Consider the following 21826-nt stretch of genomic DNA (forward strand, 5'->3'; position numbering starts at 1 on the left):
GGAAATCTCCCCTGCACGAAAGCGTCTTCACGTTTCGGCGGGTACCGGCGCAGCCTGCGCAATCAGCTTTTCCTGTTTCAGATCGCTCCAGAACGCGGATGGAATCGCGACTTCCATGGATTGCGCATTGGCCTGCGCCTGCGCGGCATTGCGTGCGCCCGGAATGACGGCCGCGACGGTCGGGTTGGCGGCAGCGAACTGAAGTGCTGCCGTGCGCAGGTCGATACCGTGGCGCTTGGCGATGGCATTCATCTGCGTGCGCTTGCGTTCCATGCCGGCCGGAATACTGCCCCCATAATCATAGCGCGCGCGGCCAGCCGCAAAACCGGCATTCAGCGGTGCGCCCACCACGACGGAAATCCCCCGCCGGGCGAGAGCGGGGAGCGTGCGCTCAAGCGCCTCCTGATGGTGGAAGATGGAATATTGCGTCGCCAGCAGAATGATGTCGGGGTTGCCGATGTCCAGCGTGCGGAACGCCGCCTCGGGCGTATTGATGCCAAGCCCCCAGGCCTTGATCATGCCCTCTTCGCGCAGTCTGGTCAGCGCGGGGATCGCGCCCTTGGCGGCCTGCTCGAAATAGCTTGTCCATTTCGCCCCCATGTCCCTGTTCCCGGGGGACAGATCATGGATATAGACGATATCGATCCGGGAAATGCCTAGCCGCTGCAGGCTGTCCTCGATGGATCGCTTCACGCCGTCTGCCGAATAATCGTAGCGATAGGCGAAGGGCGAGGGGTCCTGCCACATTGTCCCGCCGGGCGGCTGGGGGGCCGCCGTCAGCAGCCGGCCGACCTTGGTGGACAGTACGAATTCATCGCGCGGCCTCGTGTGCAGGAAATGGCCGAACCGCCGCTCGCTGAGCCCCAGCCCATACCAGGGCGAGGTATCGAAATAGCGAACCCCGGACGCCCACGCGGCCTCAAGGGCGGCTTCGGCATCCTGGTCCGTGGCGGGGGCGAAGCCATTGCCGATCGGCACCCCGCCGATGCCAAGCCGCGTGGCGGGCCGGAAGCGCTGCCCCGGCTGGCCCGCATTCAGCGGGAGCGCATTCCGGGTCACACGCCCCAGCGTGGGCATGACGTCCCCAGCATGCTGGGCATCCTGCGCGTGCGCGCTGCGGGACATCAGGACCGCAGCACCCCCAAGGGCAGAGATGGCGAGAAGATCGCGTCGGGTTGCTGTCATCGGGCCCTCACATGACATGGACCCCCCTACAATGCCCGTGGCACGGTATCCGTTCCCGATCCTGAGCGGACGAACGAACGGCCCGGCCTTGAAACAGGTCCATGGCGCTCCACGTCCTGACTGTTCGCACCGATCGTGCGCTGGGGCTCGGGGAGAATATCCATGCCCGGAAAAATCGTGACCTGCTTGTGGTTCGACCATGGCGAGGCGCGGAAAGCGGCGGAATTCTACGCGGCCACCTTTCCGGACAGCCATGTCGGGCAGACGCTTCGATCGCCCGCCGATTATCCGGGCGGGCAGGAGGGCAGCGAGCTGACGGTGGAATTCACCGTGCTGGGCCAGGCCTTCGTCGGCCTGAATGGCGGGCGCGGCTTCATGCCGAACGAGGCGGTGAGTTTCCAGGTGATGACCGAAGACCAGGCGGAAACCGACCGCTACTGGGATGCCATCGTCGGGAATGGCGGCAGTGAGAGCGCGTGCAGCTGGTGCAAGGACCGCTGGGGCTTTTCATGGCAGATCGTGCCCCGCATCCTGCTGGCCGCATTGCAGGACCCGGATCGCGCGGCCGCGAAGCGGGCAATGGAAGCCATGATGACCATGGGCCGGATCGACATCGCGCGGATCGAAGCCGCACGAGCGGGCGCCGGCACAGCCTGACGCCCGATGAGGGGGCCGCCCGGCCCCGGATGGCAGGGCGGCCGGCCGCGTCAGGGCGCGCTCGCCTGGTCCAGTGCGGCGATATCCTCCGCGCCCAGCGCCAGCGCGACGGCCTTCGCGAAGCTTTCCACATGGCTGCGCTTCGTGGCGCTGGCGATCGGTGCCGTCACGCCTTCGCGGGCGATCAGCCAGGCCAGCGCCACCTCCGCATCGCTCGCGCCATGGCGGGCTGCGACGTCATCCAGCGCCGCGAGAATCCGCAACCCGCGCGCATCGAGATATTTCCCGATCCCCTCGCCACGCCGGCTCTGCCCCAGATCGTCCTTGCTGCGATATTTCCCCGAGAGAAAGCCCGAAGCGAGACTGTAATAGGTCACGACCCCCAGCCCCTCGCGCAGGCAGAGATCGCGCAGCGGGCCGTCGAAGCTGCTCCGGTCGTAGAGGTTATATTCCGGCTGGAGCACCTGATAGGCCGGCAGATCCTTGGCCCGCGCGACGTGCAGGGCCTCGTCCAGTTGCATGGCGTCGAGGTTCGACGCCCCGATGGCGCGGATCTTGCCGGCCTTCAGCAGCTTGTCATACGCCCCCAGCGTTTCGGCATAGGGCGTGTGCGGGTCGGGCCAGTGGGAGAAATACAGGTCGATCCGCTCCACCCCCAGCCGCGCGAGCGAGGCCTCGACGGCCTGGAGGATCCACGTCTCCGAAAGGCCCTTCTGGCCCGGCACGCCCAGGTCGGAGCCGACCTTGGTGAAGATCTTCACCTTGTCGCGCATGCCGGGCCGCGCCTTCAGCCAGTTGCCGATGATCGTTTCCGACTCGCCACCCTTGTTGCCCGGCGCCCATGCCGAATAGACATCGGCGGTGTCGATGGCATCGAACCCGTGATCGACGAAGGCATCGAGCACGTCGAAACTCGCCTTCTCGTCGATCGTCCAGCCGAAGACATTGCCGCCGAAGACGATCGGCGCGATCTCGAAGCCCGCATGGCCCAGCGAACGTTTCTGCATGGCGTTGGCTCTCCTGTCTTTCTGTTTCAGGAAGGCGGGCGGCGAGAAGGCGCCTGCAGAATCGCGGGGCCCTCCCGTGCCTTCCGCCCGGTCGGAGCACGCATCGCGCCATGGGCCGGGCGGTTCCCCGCTCCGGCCCGCACAGGCTTCAGAACAGCACGTTCAGCGCGGTGCTCAGGACCACGGCATCCTTGAACACCGTCGTCCCGCCGACATGGTTGACATACTGGAAATCGGGCTGAAGCGACACGCCGGTCATCAGATGGGCCGAATAGAAGGCCTCGTAGATGCTTTCATGCCCCTGGATGCCATAGGGCGTGCCGAAATTGGCCCCCTGGAACGGCAGCCCATAGGCTGCCGCCGCTTCCTGCGCCAGCGTGGCGCTGCGGCTGAAATTGGCCCACTGGAAGTTGATGCCGACACTGTCCAGCGGCCGGCCCCACAGATAGCCGGTATCCAGCAGGGCGGCGACCAGATGGTGGTTCATCTGCGACGTCCGGCCGTCGGCGTAGGAATATTGCCCGGCCAGCACCAGCCCGTTCGACTCGCCCGGCCCATGGCGGATCAGCATCTGGTCGGCCATGACCCAGGCCGATGTCTGTCCGCTGTGCCGGCGGGCCGGCAGGCCGCTCACGATCCACGGCCGGCCGTTCACGCCCTCGTACAGATCGTCATAGCGCGAATTGTCGTAGAGGAAGCCGACCTTGTAATGGCCGACCAGCTTGTCGGGCCCGAATTCCGGAATCCAGCCGATCTCGACCTCGGTGCCCAGCTTGCCCAGATTGTCCTGCCCCCAGGCCCAGCCTGAAATGCCGCCATTGTAGGAATGCGGCGACACGGCAAACAGCCCGCCCATGACATAGAAATGACGGGTCGGCATCAGGCGCAGCACCGAGCCGATATTGCCCGACGGCCAGTCGCGCCCCGATGTCAGGTATTTCGTCGGCGTCACGTTGCCGCACAGCCAGACGTTCATGAAGCTGCACACCCAGGGCGAGTTGTTGAAGAACGTCCCGGTCGGAATCCAGCCCACGGCCAGGTCGACCTTGTGCTGAAACCACGATTTCTCGAAATAGGCCCAGACCAGATGCGCCACCACGTTGCCGCGCGCGCCATAGATCTGCTGCACCTGGTTGCCGTTGTCGCCGAACAGCCGGCTGAGATTCTGCCCGTTGCCGTTCACCGCCAGCATATGCAGCCACAGATCGTTGGACCACGCGCCCGCGCCCAGCAGCTTCTGCCAGTCGATATCGACCGTGCCGCCGACCTGGCCGGCCAGCGTGTAGCTCTGCGTCTTGCCGCCCGAGACATTGCCGGAAATGCCCTCATAGAGGGCGAGGGCGACATAGACGCCATGCTTCTGCAGCCAGGGCTGCGCGCCGCCCCAGTCGCCCAACGCATGGGTGGTGCCATAGGGCGCGCCGAAGGACGGGGGCCCGTAGGGCGATTGCAGGAAGCCGGGGATCGTCTGTTCCAGATTGCCGGCCGGCTGGGTATCCGCCGCCGTCTGGCTCGGCCGGGCGAAGGGCGACGTGGCCGGGGCATCCGGGTCGGCGGCCCGGGCCGGAAGGGCGCCCGGCGCCACGAAGGCGGCCGCCAGCGCCAGCGCCAGCGCGGCCAGGCCGGCACGCCGCGTGGCGGTCAGCCGGCGCGAGAGGGCGCGCAGGGCCCGGGCTCCGGGAAAATTGGTCACGCCTTCGCATCTTGTCGGGGCGGATAAGCCAAAACGACAGTCCTTTTCAAGGGAAACGGGGAAAGAGGGGATGGCGGATGGGGCATTGCCGCGTGATTTTGTCCACATCGTCGATATTTCTATGTATTTTTATTGCGGAGTTCTAGCCCAAACCTCGGGTACGCCACGTTTTTCCTTGTCGGGTATGGCGCAAACCCCACGGTACGACATTTTATGTTGTACGGCGCGGCGATTGGAAAGTTCTTATCTTTGTGGCCAATCCTGGGGAATATCATTTTCGTCCGCCCGTGCCATGCACATGAAAGCGTGATTCCGACGCGGGAAAGGGAAACCGGCGCCTGCGCGTCATAAACATGCACGGAGGGGCGCGGTTCCGCATGGCCTCGCACCCTGGCCGCTCCCAGCCCGGCGCCACCCCCTGTCAGAGACGGAATGACCGGTCCTGCCGCCGCAGACGCAGGTCTGGGTGTGGCTGGCGGCGATGGTCGTCTACCGGCCGGTGATCTGGTTCCTCAACAGCGCGCAGCCGGGCCGCCCCGGCAGCGTGGCGATGGTCAACCGCGCCATCGGCATGATGTGGAGTGGGCTGGGGACCGGGATCGGCGTGATGTTCCTCGCCGGCATGATCCTGGCCTGGCGCTGTACGGGGCGGGATGGAGCGCCACGGCCTTCATCTCCGGCCAGGCATGGCTGCGGGCGGTGGCGGTGGGGGCGTTCGCCGGCGCGCCGGCCGTGGCGGCTGCGATCGACAGCCCTGCCATCCTCCTGCTCTACGGGCTGCTGGTCCTGCTGGTCCTGCTGATCCTGCTGCGCCGCGAAGGCGGGGCGGCGTGGCAGATTGACGACGTGATCCACGGCCGCGTGCGGCCGGTCCGCCTTCATCAGAATGCGCCGGGGGACTGAGGCCCGTCCCCCGGCGGCGCGCAGCGGGCGGCGTCAGTCCTGTGGCGGATGGTCGACGCCGTCGCCCACGACCGTTGCCGGCAGGACGGGCAGGATGACCGACGAACGGTGCGTTGCGTCATGCCAGATGGTCTGGTTGGCGATCACCGCCGTGCGCGCCGTGGCGAGCGGCTCCCCTGTATTGGGGTTGGGCGCGAACTGCGGATAGTCGCTGGAGGAAATTTCCAGCCTTATCCGGTGGCCCGGCTTGAACAGGTTGGAGGTCGGCCAGACCTTGATGTGATATTCATAGACCTTGCCGGGAACGATCGGGGTTGGATGACTGAGCGAATCCCGGTAGGCGGCGCGGATGATGCCGTTGTTCAGGTTGATCGCCCGGCCGTCGGGCAGGACATCGATCAGCTTGGCCGTGAAGTCGGTATCTTTCGCGTCCGTCGCCGCGAACAGGTCGACCGTGATCGGGCCGGTGACATCGAGCGCCTCCTTCAAGGGGGCGCTGGTATAGACCAGGATGTCGGGACGCTGCTCGATGGCCGACTGGTCGAACTGTCCCTGCGGCCCCGACGTCCAGGAGCAGCAGGAATGACCGCCCAGGCTGGGAACCGGGTTGGCGGGATTGTAGATGAAGTGATCGGACGGGGAGCCGGCGGGTTTGTCCAGTGTCAGGCTGCCGTCGCCCATCGAGGAATTCGCCCGTCCCTCGCTGCCCAGATACCAGGTGCGGTATTGCGTGCCCGCGACGGGGAAGGACGTTGCCGTGTGCCACCGGTTTTCGCCCATCGTGAAGTAATCGACGCGCGGACCGTCGGTGTAGCCGTTATCCTTGCCTTTCAGCACATGGTCGAGGAAGCGGACGGTCAGTTCGTTGACGGGGCTGTTCGCGACGGGCCCGATATCCTTCAGCATGGGGCTGACAACCGCGTCGGGGCGTCCCCAGCCGATATGTTCCCACGGGCCGAGCACGAGCCGCTGGTTGGCGCGCGCCTGCGCGCTGCCGCCCGACACTCTCATGCCGTTGAAATTGTTGATGGCACCGGTCAGGAACGAATCATACCAGCCGTCGAAGGCCAGGACGGGTACCTTGACGCGGTCGTAATGGGTGCGGATCTGAAACGCCTCCCAGAAACTGTCGCGTGTCGGGTGGGCGACCGTATCGTAGAAATAGGGGGCGACCTCGGGCTTTTCCGGATGAAGCGGCGGGAAGGCACCGTAGGGCGTGAAGGACAGCCAGGTGGACGGGTTCTTGCCATCGGCGAAGAGCGCCTTCGACAGGTCCTTGTCGCCGCGATTGGCGGCGGCGGAGGAGGCGATGGTCTCCATCATCCAGGGCGTGATGAAGGCCAGGCGGAAGGCGCCGTCCTCGTAGCTCCAGCCATCGTAGTAATCGTCGCCCGTGTTGGAGGGGATGATGGCCTTCAGTGCCGGCGGCGTCGCGGTGGCGGCCAGCCACTGGGTCGCGCCGACATAGGAAGAACCGTACATCGCGACCTGCCCGTCCGCGCCCGGCAGCGCGGCGGCCCATTGCACGGTGTCGTACCCGTCGTCGCGATCATAGCGATATTCATAGAACGTACCGCCGGATTTTCCCTGTCCCCTGATGTCCTGGACAACGACGATGTAGCATTGCGACGCGAACCAGGCGGGTGACTGGAAGCGCGAAGGCTGCACCTGCGCGGCCTCCTTGCCGTACTGGGTGCGCATCAGCAGGACGGGCACCTTCCCGGTGGTGGCCGGGGTGTAGACATCCGCGCGGAGAATGGTGCCGTCGCGCATCTTCGCCGGAACATTCGATGTCTTGGTGACGGCGCAGGCTCCGCTCCCCTCACTGGTCGGCCAGGGGCCGGACGCGGCCAGGGAGGGGGTGACGAGGGAGGGGGTGGCGAGGGCGGTCGAGGCCATCATGGCGGCGAGGCCCAGGAAGGAAAATCGAGACATGGTGCGTCTTGAACCCTTGAATGAAATCAGAAGCCGGTGCTGAGCGATGCGATGGCGGCCACGCCGCCGGCGCTGAGATAAAGCGGCGAGGAGCCGGCGATGGTGGTGCCGCGAATGCCCTGCGTGGGTTGCGCGTTGGTGGAGATGCTCTGGAACCCGGACAGGTAGTTCTTGGCTCCGATATTGACGACGTTGAGCTGGAATTGCGGATGCTCGGCAAACCACAGTTTGCGCATACGATAGCCGAGCGTGATGTTGGCGGTCTCGTAGCCGGGAATCTTCTCGTCGTTCATGATCGTGGAGTATTGGGAACTGACGTAATTGAACGCAAAGTTTCCGAAGACCGAACCATCGTCATACGAAATCCCGACGGCGGCCGAGAATTCGGGGCTCTGCACGGCGCGCTTGCCGCGCGTGGGCAGCAGGTCGTTGCCCTTTATGATATTGTTATCCGTCGTCGCGTGCAGATACTGGGCGGAGACATAGGGGCTCCAGTGATGCCAGGGGCGCAGGCCGATTTCGCCCTGTGCGCCGCGCGACGTCTTGCCACCCGCCTCGATCGGCGAGGGGAGGGGAATGCCGTTGATATATTGCGACGAGGTGATCTGGTTGTTGGTGATGTTGTAGTTGAACAGAGAGAGGGCGACGTTGACCGTCGAATAGTGGCGATAGCCGATTTCCTCGCCGATCGCATATTCACCCTTGAGCGACGATTGCTTCGAGGCCGGATTGGGGCTGGAGGTGGAGAAGACCTCGCCATAGACCTGAACGGAGGCGGGCGCGCGGTAGGAGGTCGTTCCGTCGATATAGATCTGGTCGTTGGGCGTGATCTGGTAGCTGGCGGAAACCTGGGGCAGGGGTTGGGAATAGCTGCCACCGACATTGTAGTGGGTGACGCCAGGGATCAGGTTGGTCGCCCAGCGGGTGATCATCAGATAGCGCAATCCGGCATCCAGCGTCAGTCGCCCTCCCAGAAGCTTCAGCTCGTCATCGATGAAGATCTCGTTCATCTGATGCTTGAAATTCATGTCGAGCGTTCTGTACTCGCGGCCGTCGGGAAGGGTGACCATGTATTTGCTGTATCGGTTGGCGATGCCGCCGTCATAACCGACGGGCGCGTAGTAGATGGGCTCTTCCAGGGCGATATAGCTGTAGATATATCCGGCGCGGAAGGTATTGGTTCCGGCTTTCCACGTCAGGGCCGCGTTGAGGAACCCCGTCTTCTGCGGAACGGGGTTGATGCTGGAGGCGGTCATGACGCCATTGGTCTGGTAGGGCAGGTTCAGGTCGGGAATGGCCTGGTTCCCGAAATACGAGCCCTGGTTCTTTATATTTACACCTCCGAAATAGAACTCGGAATAGTTCATGTAGGCAGGTGTGATGTCCAGCGTCGTGGAGCGGCTCAGCTTCAGCTTGATCGGGGCGATCAGCACGGTCGACCGGCGCTGGTACTGCTGCAGGCCGATCCAGTTCGTATTCCCCGGGAAATATTCCTTCGTATAGTTGAAGGATGTCCCATATTGTTCCCACTGCGTCAGCGTCACGGGGCGGTAATTCCCCTGCTGCCAGTTGTCGTAGGAAAAGGTCAGGCCCGCACTGCTGCCTTCGCCCCAGTTCTTGATAAGTTTCGAATCGACATGATATTTCTTGAAGACGCCCGATCCGCGCCACTGGTCGTTGGTGGTGGAGGAGAAGGAGGCGAACGCCTTGACCCCGCTATGGCCGATCTCACCCGTGTCGTAGCGGATATATTCCCGCTGCAGGGATTTCGAGCCGAAGCTGAAATCGACCATGCCGCCCCGGTGATCCTGCGGGCCGCGCAGGGCGACGGTCACCAGGCCGCCGACATCGTTATAGACCGGCGCGCCGATATCGGGCGCGCCCTGGGCGACCGTGACGGACTGGATGTTGTCGGTATCCACCATCGCCTGTGTATAGGGCGTGTAGTTGATGCTGTCGTTCAGCGGAATCCCTTCATAGACGAAGCCGATTTCCGCCTGCTGCAGGCCCCGGATCGACATGGCGGTGTTCGATTGGCCCAGCGGGTCGGTGCTGGCGGAAATGACGCCCGGCAACGCGGAAATCATGGCGATCGCGTTGCCGGTCGGCGCCTGCTTGGCGATGAAATCGCGCGTCACCGTGCTCTGCGAGCGTGCCAGGGTCTGCCGCGCCATCAGGCCGCCGCCGGGCGTGGTGTTGGTCACGCCGTTGGCCGTGCGCATGCCGCCGATGACCGAGACGTCTTCGCCCCTGGCGGCCTGGATACCGGCGGGCGGCTTATGCGCGGCCGCCGGGGTTGTTGCCTTCGCCGGCGCGGCGGTGGCCGGCGTGGCGTGCCGTGAAACGGGATGAGGGGGTGCGTGCCTGGAATCGTACGGCACGCGGGCCTGCGCCGTGACGGAAATCAGGGTGGTCGAGACAAGGAGCAGGGCAAGGAGGGGGCTGGGCGAGCAGGACAAGGGAAGGTCCTCAGATTGGGCGGGTAGCCGGGAATTTTTCCTTCGCACACTGTTTTGGTTTCGAAAGGGATCGTCAAATAACGAGTTTTCTGCTTTATTATAAATCTTATGAATATCTCGCGGATAGACCTGAATCTGGCCCAGGTGTTCCTCGCCCTGTGGCATGAACGCAGTGTCAGTCGCGCGGCGGAGCGGCTGGCCCTGACCCAGCCGGCTGTCAGCGCGTCCCTGCGGCGCCTGCGCGCCCTGTGCGGTGACGAGCTGTTCGTCAGGACGCGCTACGGCATGCAGCCGACGTCCCGGGCGACGACGATGGCCTCGATCCTGGAGGAATGCGTCGATACGTTGCGCGGCGCCCTGGGGCAGCGGGGTGAGTTCAATCCGGCGTTTTCGTCGCGCAGCTTCGTGGTCGGCTGCGATGGCGGTCTGGATTATGCGCTTGGACCGCACCTGATGGCGAAAATCAGGGAGGTGGCGCCAAACGTGACGCTGACGGCCCGGGCCGTTCCGGCCGATACGATGAACCTGACGCTGGACCGCCGGGAAATCGACCTTGCCGTCACGATCTATCCGTTGACGCGCCCTGATTGCGTCACGCTGTCCCTGGCATCGTACCGCATGGTGTGCGTGGGGGACCCGGAATTCGTCAATCTGCCCGAGACCCTGCGGCTCGAGGAACTCTGCGTGTGGGATCAGATCCTGATCGAAGGCGCGCGGCAGCATAGCGTGTTCGACCACGCCCTGCGCAATCTGGGATTCAGCCGGACCATCCGTACGGTGGTGCCGTCTTTCGGACATCTTCCGTTGTTTCTGCGAAAGGCGCGGACGGTGGCCGTGGTGCCCGAATATATAGCCCATGCGTTCCGCGAGATGACCGGGCTGTGTGTTGCCGGCCTGCCCGATATCGTGGGGCCGCGCGAGATCCGTCTGCTGTCCCCCGTCGCGAACAGGAACGATGCCGGGCTGTGCTGGCTTCAGGGCCTGGTTCTGGACGCGCGCCATGTCTGGTCCGTCTGAAACGAAAAACCGGGCGGAACGTTCGAAACGACATGATGACGGGTTGCTGGTCGCGGACGAAGGGGGGCGGTTTTCGCACGTGACGGGGGCATTGCGACCTGCAAGGATCGGGAAATGACCGCCTATCCCGCCGATTTCCCGACCCTGAGCCGGGCCGCCGCTCTTTCCACCCGGCGCGAACGCCATGCCGGCGGCCGCGCCCTGCGGCATAGCCTGCCGCGCGGCGCCCATGCCGACTGGACGCCGCCGCCCGGCCGCGCCGACCCGGTCGCGATCCTGGAACGGCAGGGGGCGGACCGGATCGCCGGCCTGCTGCCCATCCGCCATCAGCGCATGGCGGCCTCGCCCTTCGCCTTCCTGCGCGGCGCGGCGGCGGTGATGGCGGCGGACCTGGCGCAGACGGTCTGGACCGGCCCGCGCGTGCAGGGCTGCGGCGACTGCCACCTGGCCAATTTCGGCGCCTATGCCTCGCCCGAGGGCGCCCCTGTCTTCGACATCAACGATTTCGACGAAACCCTGCCCGCCCCCTTCGAATGGGACATCAAGCGCCTGGGGGCATCCCTGGTGCTGGCGGGGCAGGAGACCGGCCTGTCGGACAAGGCGGCGCGCGCGCTGGCCGTTCTGGCGGCACAGGCCTACGCCACCGAGATGGCGCGCCTGGCCCCGCTGACGCCGCTGGAGATCTGGACCAACCGGATCGACCTCGCCGCCGCGATTGACGCGTTCGACGACAAACGGGCGCGGCGGCGCGCGGGGATGCTGCTGGCCGAACGGATGGACAGCGCGCGCCGCCATTTCGGGCTGGTGGCCGACAATGGCGGCACGCCGTCACTGCGCGAAAAGCCGCCGCTGGTGATGCGCCTGCCCGAGCATGACGAGATCGTGCGTGGCGCCTTCGCCCGCTATGTCGCCACCCAGCCGCCCGAGCGCGCCATCCTGCTGGCGCAGTACCGCCTGCGCGACGTGATCTTCAAGGTCGTGGGGGTGGGCAGCGTCGGCACGTTCTGCGCCATCGGCCTGTTCACCACCGCCGATGGCGACAGCCTGCTGCTGCAGATCAAGGAGGCACAGGATTCCGTGCTCGCGCCCTTCGCCGGGGTTTCGGCCTTCCGCAACCAGGGGCAGCGGGTGGTGGCCGGCCAGCGCATGATGCAGGCGGCGTCGGATGTCTTCCTGGGCTGGACCCACACGCAGGACGAGGCCGAGGATGCGCATTACGATCTCTCGGGCGCCGGCCGGCAATTCTATGTCCGCCGCCTCAAGGATTCCCGCCTGGCCGCCATCGGCACCGAAGTCGCGCAGGACGGGCTGGCCGATTACGCGCCACTCTGCGGCCGCACGCTGGCCCGCGCCCACGCCCGCACCGGCGATGTGGTGGCGCTGTCGGCCTATCTGGGCCGGGGCCGCGCCTTTGCCGATGCGATCGGCGGCTTCTCGCTGCTCTATGCCGCACAGACCCACCGCGACTGGGCGGCGTTCCGGGCAGCGATCGCCGCCGGGCGCCTGCCGGCGGGGAATGGAGGGGTCTGAATCATGACGGCCGGAACCGGGCCGCAAGACGGGGCCGCGCCGCCTGGGGGCCTGCTGGCACGCCTGCGGGCGCAGGGGCCCAGGGCGGCGGCGGCCCTGCGCGCGCCTGGCGGGTGGCACGACGCGCTGGCCGGGCTGACGCTGGCCTCGATGAACATCCCGCAGGTCCTGGGCTATGCCGCCATTGCCGGCATGCCGGCGGTCACGGGCCTGTATACGGTGCTGCTGCCGCTGGTGGCCTTCGCCCTGCTGGGGTCGTCGCGGCATCTGGTGGTGGCGGCCGATTCCGCCACCGCCGCCATCATCGCCAGCGGGCTGGCGGGCATGGCGGCGGCGGGCAGCCCGCGCTACGTGGCGCTGGTCGGCGCGGTGGCGTGGCTGGTGGCGTCGTTCCTGCTGGGCGCGCGGCTGTTCCGGCTGGGCTTCCTGGCCGATTTCTTCTCGCGCACCGTGCTGGTCGGCTTCCTCACCGGGGTCGGGGTGCAGGTCTGCATCGCCATGTCGCGCGACATGCTGGGCGTGACGGCCCCGGCGCATAATCCGCTGGCGCAGCTGCTGCAGGTCGCGCGCGGGCTGCCGGGGGCCAGCTTCCTGTGCGCCGGGCTGTCGCTGCTGGTGGTGGCGCTGATCCTGGCGGGCGGCCGCCTGCTGCCGCGCGCGCCGATGGCGCTGGTCGCGGTGGTGGGCGCCATCGTGGCCAGCCGGGCGCTGGACCTGGCGGGGCACGGGGTAGCGGTCATCGGCCCGATCGCCGGCGGCCTGCCGTCGCTGCGCCCGCCGAACGTGACGTGGAACCAGATGCTGGCCCTGCTGCCGGTCGCAGGCTCCTGCGTGGTGGTGATCATCGCGCAGAGCGCCGCCACCTCGCGCGCCTTCGCCCTGCGCTGCCACGAAGAGGTGGACGAGAACGCCGACATACTGGGCCTGTCCGCGGCCAACGCCGCCGCCGCGCTGACCGGGGCCTTCGTGGTCAATGGCAGCCCCACCCAGACGGCGATGGCGCTGCGGGCGGGCGCGCGCAGCCAGCGGGCGCAGCTTGTCTTCGCGCTGGCCACGCTGGTCGTGCTGCTGGTGCTGACCGGCCCGTTGCGCGACCTGCCGCGCTGCGTGCTGTCCGCCATCGTCTTCGCCGTCGCCGCGGGCATGATCGACTGGCGCGGCCTGCTGGCCATCCGCCGCGAGAGCCCCGGCGAATTCCAGCTGGCCCTGGCCACCGCCGCGGCCGTGGTGGGGGTGGGGGTGGAACAGGGCATCTTCCTGGCGATCGCGCTGTCGCTGTTCCGCCATGTCCGCCACAGCTACCGCCCGCACAGCATGGTACTGCTGGTGGATGACGCCACCGGCATGCTGGAGCCGGTACCGGTCGGCCGGGGCATGCAGACCGAGCCCGGACTGATCATCTATCGTTTCGGCGCCGACCTCTTCTATGCCAACTGCTCCCGTTTCGCGGACGATGCGCGGTTGCTGGCCGACAGTGCGCCGGCCCGGCTGCGCTGCCTGATCGTCGATGCCAGCGCGATCACCGACCTCGATTTCTCGGCCGCCGGCACGCTGCGCGACCTGCTGGCGGAGCTGCGCGGGCGAGGCGTGCGCGTGCTGTTCGGCCGCGTTTCGCCCTATCTGCGCGCCGACATGGACCGGCACCGGATCACGGCGGTCGCCGGAGCGGACGCCTATTTCACCGCCCTGCATCCCGCGATCCGCGCCGGCCGCGCCATCGTCCAGGCGGCCGGGGAGATTTGATTGTCCTCATGATCGAACATGGCTGTCACCCGGTTCCCGAGGCGGCCAAGGTCGGCTATGAAAGTTAACGGGGGATGTACGGGGTTTGATGGCGCGTGGTGGACGATTTTCATGACGTCATGGCACTGGCGATCGAGGGGAGCGGGACCGGCATCTGGGACCGCGACGTCATCAGCGGTACAATCAGGTATTCAGCCGGCTGGGCCGAAATACTGGGTTATGCGCGCGACGAGATCTCGGCACGGGTAGAGGACAGCTACGGCCGCGTGCATCCCGACGACCTGGCCTATGTCCAGGCGACCATGCAGGATCATTTCGAGGGGCGCACATCGGTCTACGAGGTCGAGCACCGGCTGCGCTGCAAGGATGGCAGCTACAAATGGGTGCTGAGTCGCGGCATGGTCATCAGCCGCGATGAGCAGGGCCGGGCGCAGCGCATGGTCGGCACGACCGCCGACATCACCTCCACCCATCTCATGGCCGAGCGGCTGCGGCAAACGACCAATCTGGTCGCCAACCTGACCAACAAGATCCCCGGGCTGATCTTCGAGTCCCGGCGCGCGCCCGACGGCGTGGCCCGCATGACCTATGTCAGTTCCGGCATCGGCGAGATCTTCGGGCTGACGGCCGAAGATGTGGCGATCAGCACCGCGGCCATTCATGACCGTATCCATCCCGACGACCGGGCGATGTATCATGCGTCGCTGGATGCATCCCAACGCGATCTTGTGTCCTGGCAATGCATCTTTCGTGTCGACCTGCCGGCGCGGGGACTCTGCTGGCGGCAGATCGATGCCCGGCCGGCCCGGCTGCCGGATGGCGACACGCTGTGGCACGGGCTGGTGACGGACGTGACCGAGCGCATGGAGATGGAGCAGCAGCTTCACGACCTGGCGCGGCTGGATCATCTGAGCGGCCTGGCAAACCGGCGGGCTTTCCTGGAACGGATGGAAAAGACCTGGTCCGCCCTGATGCAGGAACGGCACGACCGGGTGGCGGTGATGATGATCGACGTCGATCATTTCAAATCGATCAACGACCGGTACGGCCACGCGGCGGGCGACGAGGTGATCCGCCATGTCGCCGCGATCATGTGTTCCGTCCTGCGGTCCAGCGACATGACCGGACGCATGGGGGGCGAGGAATTCGCCGTCTGCCTGCCCGGTCTCGGCCTGGAGGAAGCCGGTCGCATCGGCGACCGCCTGCGGGCCGAGATCGCGGAAACGCAGGCCTGGTTCGAGGACATTGCCATTTCGCTGACGGTCAGCATCGGCATTGCCCCGATGCTGCCCACCGACAGGAACGGCGAGCAGGTTCTGGCGCGGGCGGACAAGGCTTTGTACGCGGCCAAGCAGGCGGGCCGAAACCGGCTGGCCTTCGCCGAGAACACGGACTGAGCGGCGGCATGGGGCATGACAGGCGGCGTGCCGGGGGCGGGTCGTGACGGCCGGACTCGGGGCGGGGCTGGGATACGGCGTGGCGGCCGGTGCGTTCTGGGGGCTGGCGTTCCTGGCACCGGCGCTGGCAGGCGATTTCACGCCGGTGCAGATCTCGATCGGCCGTTATCTGGCCTATGGCGCGTTCTCGCTGCTGGCGCTGGCGCCGCGCTGGCCGACGGTGCGCGCGATGGTCGGAGCGCGGGAAATCCGGGCCCTGTTCGTGCTCGGCCTGCTGGGCAACATCCTCTATTACGTGCTGCTGTCCTATGCGGTGCGGCTGGGCGGGATCGCCGCCACCTCGCTGATCATCGGCCTGCTGCCGGCGGTGCTGACGCTGATCGGCAGCCGTGACGACGGCGCGGTGTCGCTGGGGCGGCTGGCGCCCTCGCTGCTGTTCAGCCTGGCGGCGATAGGCTGTATCGGCTGGGGGGCGATCGGCGTGGCCGGCCAGGCGGCGCCCGGGGCGCCCCTGCTGGGCTGGCTGTGCGCCCTGGGCGCGATGCTGTCCTGGGCGGCCTATGCCGTCAGCAACCAGCGCTGGCTGGCGCGGCTGGGCCACATCTCGGCACAGGACTGGAACCTGCTGACCGGGGCCGCCACCGGCATCCTGGCGGTGCTGGCCGCGGGGCCGGCCTTCCTGCTCGGGGTGCCGGGCACGGCCGGCGGATGGGACTGGGCGCGGTTCGTGGCCGTGGCGGCTGGCAGCGGCCTCCTGGTGTCGATCGTGGGCAATGCCTTCTGGAACCGCATGAGCCGCCTGCTGCCGCTGACGCTGGCGGGACAGATGATCCTGTTCGAAACCCTGTTCGCGCTCCTCTACGGTTTCCTGTGGGACCAGCGCCTGCCGACCGCGATCGAAATTGCGGCGATGCTGCTGGTCTGCGCCAGCGTGCTATCCGGCATGGCCGTCCACCGCCCGGCCGCCGGAATCCCGGCCACCGCGCCCGAACCATCCTGATCTTCACAGGCTACTTGAAAAGCCGGTCTGCCGAGCCAGAGTGCCGCGGAGCGGCACGCCCGGCGTGTATTTTTGAGCATCGGAGCGGAGTGGCCTTGATGGCCATGAGCACCGAAGCGCAGGAAATGCGCGTCGGATCGCCGGCAGACCGGCTTTTCAGGCAGCCTGGTCGTCCAGGTGGCGGTACATCACATGACAATCCACCGGCCCCAGCGTGGCGTGGCGATAGGCGCCGGGCAGGGTGCCGACGATCAGGAACCCGTGCCGGCGCCACAGCCGCACCGCAACCTGGTTGCTGGCCACCACCATGTTGAACTGCATGGCCGCAAATCCCATCCGCGCGGCCTCGGCCAGCGAATGCGCGCACAGCGCGGCCGCCACACCCTGCCCGCGCGCCGCCGGCGCCACGATATAGCCGGCATTGCAGACATGGTCGCCCGGCCCGGCGGCATTGGGCTTGATGTAGTAGCTGCCCAGGATGACCCCATCGCGCTCGGCGACGAAGGTAGCGCGCGGCGCCTCGCCCCATAGGGCCCAGCCCGCCGCGCGGTCCAGTTCGGGGTCCAGCGCATAGGTTTCGCGCGCGCGGGCAATGTCGCGCAGGACGGGCCAGACCGCATCGAAATCGGCCGGGATCATGGGGCGGATCAGCATGGTCTTCCATCGCGCCCTTTCCCCCGGGGCGTCAAGGCGGGGCGGGCGGTTCGTCTCCCGTCCGCTCGGGCAGGCGGCAGGTGGCGAAATAGCCGCGTTTCTCGTCGTCGCGATAGGCGGCCAGCAGGCAGAGGACGATCGACAGGCCCAGCACCGGAAAATAGACGATCGAGCCCGGCAGGCCCGGCAGGACCGGGGCGGCGGTGCCCAGCGCCAGATAGACCGGCGGCAGCAGGGCGGCGGCCAGGTTGCCGATCATCCACGCCACGACCATCGTGGCACGGGGGCGGGCGGGGCTCATGCGGCATCTCCCTGCGCCAGGGCGATGGGGGGCGCGGTGTCACGCCGGCTGGTATCGGCGCCGGCAAACAGCCGGGCCACGCGGCGGGTCTCGGCCACCGGATGGGGGGCCAGAAGCGACAGGGCGACATAGGTGGCGGCATTGACCGCCAGCCCGATCACGCCCGAACTCAGCCCCCCGACATGGGCCGCCGCGCCGTGGAAGAATGTTTCCAGCAAAATGGCGGTGGCAAAGCCCGCGACCATGCCGGCGATGCCGGCGGTGGCGGTGCCCCGGCGCCAGAACAGCCCGCCATATTGCGCAACCGCAACCTGGATGATCCCCTGATAGGACAGCAGCGCCAGCATCGACAGATGCGCGATGGGCAGGCAGGCGATCCCGGCCGCCAGCGCGGTGGCGACGACCATGGTTCCCTTCGCCGTCAGGATCGACGTCCGGTAGGGCAGGGTCCGCCCCGCCCCCACGATGTCGTTGGCAACCTGCGTGCCCATGGCCTGGATGATGGCATCCACCCCGCCCATCGTCGCCGCCAGCATCACCGTGCCGGCCAGGCCCAGCCCCACCGGCCCGGCCGCCAGGCGCGCCACCTCGAACCACGCCATGTCCGCCTCGCCATGCAGGCCGGGCAGGGCGGCGGCCATCAGCCCCATCACCACCAGCGCCATCGAGAACAGCATCGACAGCGGCGCGCTGAACACGCCCGCGCGCAGCATGCTGCGCACGCTGTCGGCCGTGTAGAGCCGCACGAAGATCGGCGGCCAGCACCAGCCGCCGAGCGTCCCGGTCAGGATCATCGAGAACAGCGTCAGCGGCCCCCCGCCATCGCCGCCCACGCCCGGCACGCGCAGCATGTGCGCGGGCAGGTGGGAAGGCGACAGGCCCTGGCCGGCCATCCAGGCAATCAGCCCCAGGATCAGCGCCGTGCCGCCGACATAGGCGACGATGCCCTGGTACATGTCGGAAATGACCAGGCCGCGCATGCCCATGCGAATGGTCCAGACCTGACGCACCAGGATCAGCGCCACGCCGCAGGCCACCGACTGCCCCGGCGTCAGCCGCCCCATCGACAGGGCGGAGAACATCGCGCCCAGCCCTTTGAAACCCAGCACCAGCCAGGGCATGATCGACAGCACGCTGATGACCGAGGACGTGACCGCCAGCGCCGTGGAATCATAGCGCAGCCGCAGCAGGTCGGCCTGGGTCTTCAGGTCGTTCGCCGCCCCCCACAGCCACACCCGCCGCGCCATCAGATACATCAGCAGCACGGTGAGCAGGCTGTAGATCGGCATGTAGAAGGCCACCACCCCGCTGCCCAGCGCCATGCCGGTCAGCGACAGCAGGATGCCGCCGGGCCACCAGCTGTTCAGGAACGACATGGATTGCAGCCACGCCCCGTACGACCGGCCACCGACCGCGTAATCCGAGAACGAGCGGTCCTTGCGGTAACTGGCCTGCAGCAGCACCACCAGACCGGCGCAGAACAGTCCGACGATTCCGAACGCGATACCCATTGGCGGGCCTCCCTTGTCCCTGGTTACGCGCCCAGCCGCTCCACGAGTTGCGACGGCGCGCGGCGCCCTTCCACCAGCAGCCCTTCCAGGGCGTAGCAGACGCGCATGACCGTCACATCGTCCTGCCAGCGGCCGGTCACCTGCACGCCGACCGGCAGGCCCGAGGCCGAGAACCCGGCCGGGATCGACGCCGCCGGCTGCCCCGTCATGTTGGCCAGGAACGCAAAGCCCCCCCATTCCAGCCAGTCGGGCCAGGACGGGTCGGGCACCGTCTGCCCGGCGGTGAACGGCAGCACCGACACGCTGGGCGACAGCACCACATCCATCGTCTCATGCAGGCGCGCGGCGTCCTGCCGGTAGGTAATGCGCCGCATCTGCGCGTCGATCAGGTCGCCGGTCGCGATGGCCGCGCCCTTGAAGGCCTCGGTGCGGAATTCCGGATCGACCAGCTCCAGCCGTTCGGGTGGCAGGCGGCGCAGCGCCTGCCACGCCCCGGCCTGCCACAAGGTGCGGTAGGTGGGCCGCCAATCCTCGAAATCCGGCACCGGCACCAGGGTCGCACCCGCCAGTTCGGCCAATGCCACGCTGGCGCGGAAGACGGCCCGCACATCCGGGTCGACGGGCAGGAAGCCGTAATCCTCGGCCACGCCCACGCGCAGGCCCGAAAGCGGCAGCGGCCCGGCCAGAAAGGCGCCCGGCGGCGCGGGCGGGAAGCTGTAAGGGTCGCGGGGATGATACCCTTCCATCACCGAAAGCATCAGCGCCGCGTCGGCGACCGAGCGCGCCAGCGGCCCATAATGCGCCATGTCGGAATAATGCGGCCCGATCGGCCATTGCGGCACCCGCCCGAAGGTCGCCTTCAGGCCGAAGACGCCGCTGAAGCTGGCGGGCACGCGCACCGATCCGCCGCCGTCGCTGCCCAGCGCCAGCGGGCCGCAGCCCGACGCCACGGCAGCCCCGGCGCCGCCGCTGCTGCCGCCGGGGCTGACGGCCGGGTCGTGGGCATTGCGGGTGATGCCGGTCAGCGGGCTGTCGGTCACCGCCTTCCATCCATTCTCGCATGTCGTGGTGCAGGCATAGATGATCGCCCCCGCCGCGCGCAGCCGCGCTACAGCCGGGGCATCCTCCGTGGCGGGCGCCTGGCCGATCGACAGGCGCGATCCGCGCCCCAGCACCCAGCCGCGCGTCATGGCGGTGTCCTTGACCGACACCGGAATCCCTTCCAGCGGCCGGGTCGGCAGGCCGGCGCGCCACGCCCGCGCCGACGCGTCGGCGGCGGCCAGGGCCTCGTCGGCATCGATGCGCACGAACGGGTTCAGCACCCCCTGCATGGCATCGGCGCGCGCCAGCACCGCGCGGGTCACCTCGACCGGCGACGTATCGCCGGCGGCGTACAGCGCCAGCAGGGTCGTGGCGTCGAGATCGCACAGATCGGTCATGGCGTCGCTTCCTTAAGGCAAAGATCGAGCGTGGTGCGCAGGGCCGCGACAATGGCGTCGATCCCCTCGCGGTCGATGATCATCGGCGGGCAAAAGGCCAGCGCGTCACCCATTGCGCGTGAAATCACGCCCTGCTGCTGCAGCAGCAGGGCGGCGCGGCGCCCCAGCGCACCCGTGGGCCACGCCGGCGGGTCGGCCAGGCGCGCGGGCGTCAGCTCCACCGCCGCCATCAGCCCCACGCCCCGGACTTCATCGACCAGCGGGTGGTCGGCCAGCGTGGCCAGACGCTCCTGCATCCAGGCGCCGGCCTCGGCGGCGCGGGCCACCAGGTCGCGCTCGTCGATGATGCGCAGCGTCTCGATCGCCACTGCGGCGGCAACGGGGTGGCCGCCGCCGGTAAAGCCATGGCCGAACGTGCCGATACTGTGCGTCAGGTCGGCAATCGGCTCGAACATCCGCTCGTTCAGCAGGATGGCGGAAATCGGCAGGTAGGATGACGATAATTGCTTGGACAGCACCATCACGTCCGGGCGGATGCCATAGGTCTCGCAGCCGAACATGCAGCCGGTGCGGCCGAAGCCGCAGATCACCTCGTCGGCGACCAGAAGGATTTCGTATCGTTCAAGAACCGCCTGTATCTTTTCCCAATAGGTCCGTGGCGGCATGATCACGCCGCCCGCGCCCATCACCGGCTCGCCGAAGAAGGCGGCAATGGTCTCCGGGCCTTCACGCAGGATCAGCTCTTCCAGCTCGGTGGCCAGCCGGGTGGCGAAATCTTCCTCGCTTTCGCCCGGCAGCGCGAAACGGCGGTAATGCGGGGCGGTCAGGTGCAGAAAACCGGGCAGCGGTAGGTCGAAACCGGTATGATTGGCCGGTATGCCCGTCAGGCTGGCGGCCGCGATGGTGATGCCGTGATAGGCGCGATGCCGGCTGATGATCTTCTTGCGCTGCGCCTGGCCCAGCGCGTTCGCGCGATACCACAGCATCTTGATGACGGTATCGTTGGCCTCGGAGCCCGAATTGGTGAAGAACGCCTTGCTCATCGGCACCGGCGCCATCGTTACCAGCCGCTCCGCCAGATCCACCATCGGGCCATGCCCTTTCTGGCTGAAAGGGTGGTAGTAGGGCAGGCGTTCCATCTGCCGCGTCGCGGCCGCGACCAGCCTGGGCTCGCTGAAGCCCAGCCCCACGCTCCACAGGCCCGCCATCGCCTCGATATAGCGGTTGCCCGCCAGGTCGTAGACATGGATGCCCTCGCCCCGGTCGATGATGAGCGGCCCGCTTTGCAGATTGGCGCGGGCATCGGTCAGCGGGTGCATGACGTAGCGTGCGTCACGCATTTCCGGTGTCATGATATCGTCTGTCATGGACTGGATGGTTCCTGTCTGTTGCGCA

General features: G+C 67.3%; 17 protein-coding genes. 7 read left to right on the forward strand and 10 right to left on the reverse strand.

Annotated elements, in window-relative coordinates:
* Window positions 1-27 precede the first annotated feature (27 nt).
* A complete protein-coding gene (locus HLH35_RS14895) occupies window positions 28-1185 on the reverse strand; it encodes an aldo/keto reductase (RefSeq protein WP_182979893.1) in 1158 nt (385 codons plus the stop codon).
* Between the two features lie 162 nt (window positions 1186-1347).
* Here HLH35_RS14895 and HLH35_RS14900 point away from each other — a divergent pair, with 162 nt between their 5' ends.
* Window positions 1348-1842 carry a VOC family protein gene (locus HLH35_RS14900; RefSeq protein WP_182979894.1) on the forward strand — a complete coding sequence of 165 codons (495 nt, stop codon included), beginning with the start codon at window positions 1348-1350 and terminating at the stop codon, window positions 1840-1842.
* Window positions 1843-1892: 50 nt separating this feature from the next.
* Here HLH35_RS14900 and HLH35_RS14905 read toward each other — a convergent pair whose 3' ends face one another.
* Window positions 1893-2849, reverse strand: a complete 957-nt coding sequence (locus HLH35_RS14905; protein ID WP_182979895.1) for an aldo/keto reductase — start codon at window positions 2847-2849, stop codon at window positions 1893-1895.
* 148 nt (window positions 2850-2997) lie between these two features.
* Window positions 2998-4542 carry a carbohydrate porin gene (locus HLH35_RS14910; RefSeq protein ID WP_338029365.1) on the reverse strand — a complete coding sequence of 515 codons (1545 nt, stop codon included), beginning with the start codon at window positions 4540-4542 and terminating at the stop codon, window positions 2998-3000.
* Between the two features lie 432 nt (window positions 4543-4974).
* Here HLH35_RS14910 and HLH35_RS14915 point away from each other — a divergent pair, with 432 nt between their 5' ends.
* Window positions 4975-5445, forward strand: coding sequence for a hypothetical protein (locus tag HLH35_RS14915; RefSeq protein ID WP_182979897.1), 471 nt, complete (start codon window positions 4975-4977; stop codon window positions 5443-5445).
* 33 nt (window positions 5446-5478) lie between these two features.
* Here HLH35_RS14915 and HLH35_RS14920 read toward each other — a convergent pair whose 3' ends face one another.
* Together HLH35_RS14920 and HLH35_RS14925 are read right to left on the reverse strand one after the other, a co-directional pair.
* Complete coding sequence (locus HLH35_RS14920; RefSeq protein WP_182979898.1) at window positions 5479-7380, reverse strand: CocE/NonD family hydrolase; 1902 nt, start codon at window positions 7378-7380, stop codon at window positions 5479-5481.
* Between the two features lie 26 nt (window positions 7381-7406).
* Window positions 7407-9839 carry a TonB-dependent receptor gene (locus HLH35_RS14925; protein ID WP_246385130.1) on the reverse strand — a complete coding sequence of 811 codons (2433 nt, stop codon included), beginning with the start codon at window positions 9837-9839 and terminating at the stop codon, window positions 7407-7409.
* 108 nt (window positions 9840-9947) lie between these two features.
* On the opposite strand from HLH35_RS14925, the gene HLH35_RS14930 reads away from it, so the two are divergent.
* The 5 genes from HLH35_RS14930 to HLH35_RS14950 all read left to right on the forward strand — a co-directional run bounded on the left by HLH35_RS14930 (window position 9948) and on the right by HLH35_RS14950 (window position 16526).
* Window positions 9948-10856 (forward strand): LysR family transcriptional regulator, encoded by a 909-nt coding sequence (locus HLH35_RS14930; RefSeq protein ID WP_182979899.1) that lies wholly within the window; start codon window positions 9948-9950, stop codon window positions 10854-10856.
* Between the two features lie 114 nt (window positions 10857-10970).
* Complete coding sequence (locus HLH35_RS14935; protein ID WP_182979900.1) at window positions 10971-12386, forward strand: DUF2252 domain-containing protein; 1416 nt, start codon at window positions 10971-10973, stop codon at window positions 12384-12386.
* 3 nt (window positions 12387-12389) lie between these two features.
* Window positions 12390-14129, forward strand: coding sequence for a SulP family inorganic anion transporter (locus tag HLH35_RS14940; protein ID WP_182979901.1), 1740 nt, complete (start codon window positions 12390-12392; stop codon window positions 14127-14129).
* A 95-nt stretch (window positions 14130-14224) separates the two neighbouring features.
* A complete protein-coding gene (locus HLH35_RS14945) occupies window positions 14225-15526 on the forward strand; it encodes a sensor domain-containing diguanylate cyclase (RefSeq protein ID WP_338029366.1) in 1302 nt (433 codons plus the stop codon).
* Between the two features lie 43 nt (window positions 15527-15569).
* Window positions 15570-16526 (forward strand): EamA family transporter, encoded by a 957-nt coding sequence (locus HLH35_RS14950; protein ID WP_182979902.1) that lies wholly within the window; start codon window positions 15570-15572, stop codon window positions 16524-16526.
* A 156-nt stretch (window positions 16527-16682) separates the two neighbouring features.
* Here the strand turns inward: HLH35_RS14950 and HLH35_RS14955 are convergent, their stop codons facing one another.
* The 5 genes from HLH35_RS14955 to HLH35_RS14975 are packed head-to-tail and all read right to left on the reverse strand — an operon-like array spanning window position 16683 to window position 21798.
* Window positions 16683-17180, reverse strand: coding sequence for a GNAT family N-acetyltransferase (locus HLH35_RS14955; protein WP_182979903.1), 498 nt, complete (start codon window positions 17178-17180; stop codon window positions 16683-16685).
* Between the two features lie 31 nt (window positions 17181-17211).
* The gene (locus HLH35_RS14960; protein ID WP_182979904.1) at window positions 17212-17481 is read right to left on the reverse strand and encodes a hypothetical protein; all 270 of its coding nucleotides are present in this window, start codon (window positions 17479-17481) and stop codon (window positions 17212-17214) included.
* Window positions 17478-18992, reverse strand: a complete 1515-nt coding sequence (locus tag HLH35_RS14965; protein ID WP_182979905.1) for a sodium:solute symporter family protein — start codon at window positions 18990-18992, stop codon at window positions 17478-17480. Before HLH35_RS14965 ends, HLH35_RS14960 begins: the two co-directional genes overlap by 4 nt.
* Window positions 18993-19015: 23 nt before the next feature.
* Entirely contained in the window at window positions 19016-20431 is a 1416-nt protein-coding gene (locus HLH35_RS14970; protein ID WP_246385131.1) for an amidase family protein, read from the reverse strand.
* Window positions 20428-21798 carry an aminotransferase gene (locus tag HLH35_RS14975; RefSeq protein ID WP_182979906.1) on the reverse strand — a complete coding sequence of 457 codons (1371 nt, stop codon included), beginning with the start codon at window positions 21796-21798 and terminating at the stop codon, window positions 20428-20430. The genes HLH35_RS14970 and HLH35_RS14975 overlap by 4 nt, the downstream gene beginning before the upstream one ends.
* Window positions 21799-21826: the final 28 nt, after the last annotated feature.

It is taken from the genome of Gluconacetobacter asukensis (genome assembly GCF_014174375.1).
Lineage (GTDB): Bacteria > Pseudomonadota > Alphaproteobacteria > Acetobacterales > Acetobacteraceae > Gluconacetobacter > Gluconacetobacter asukensis.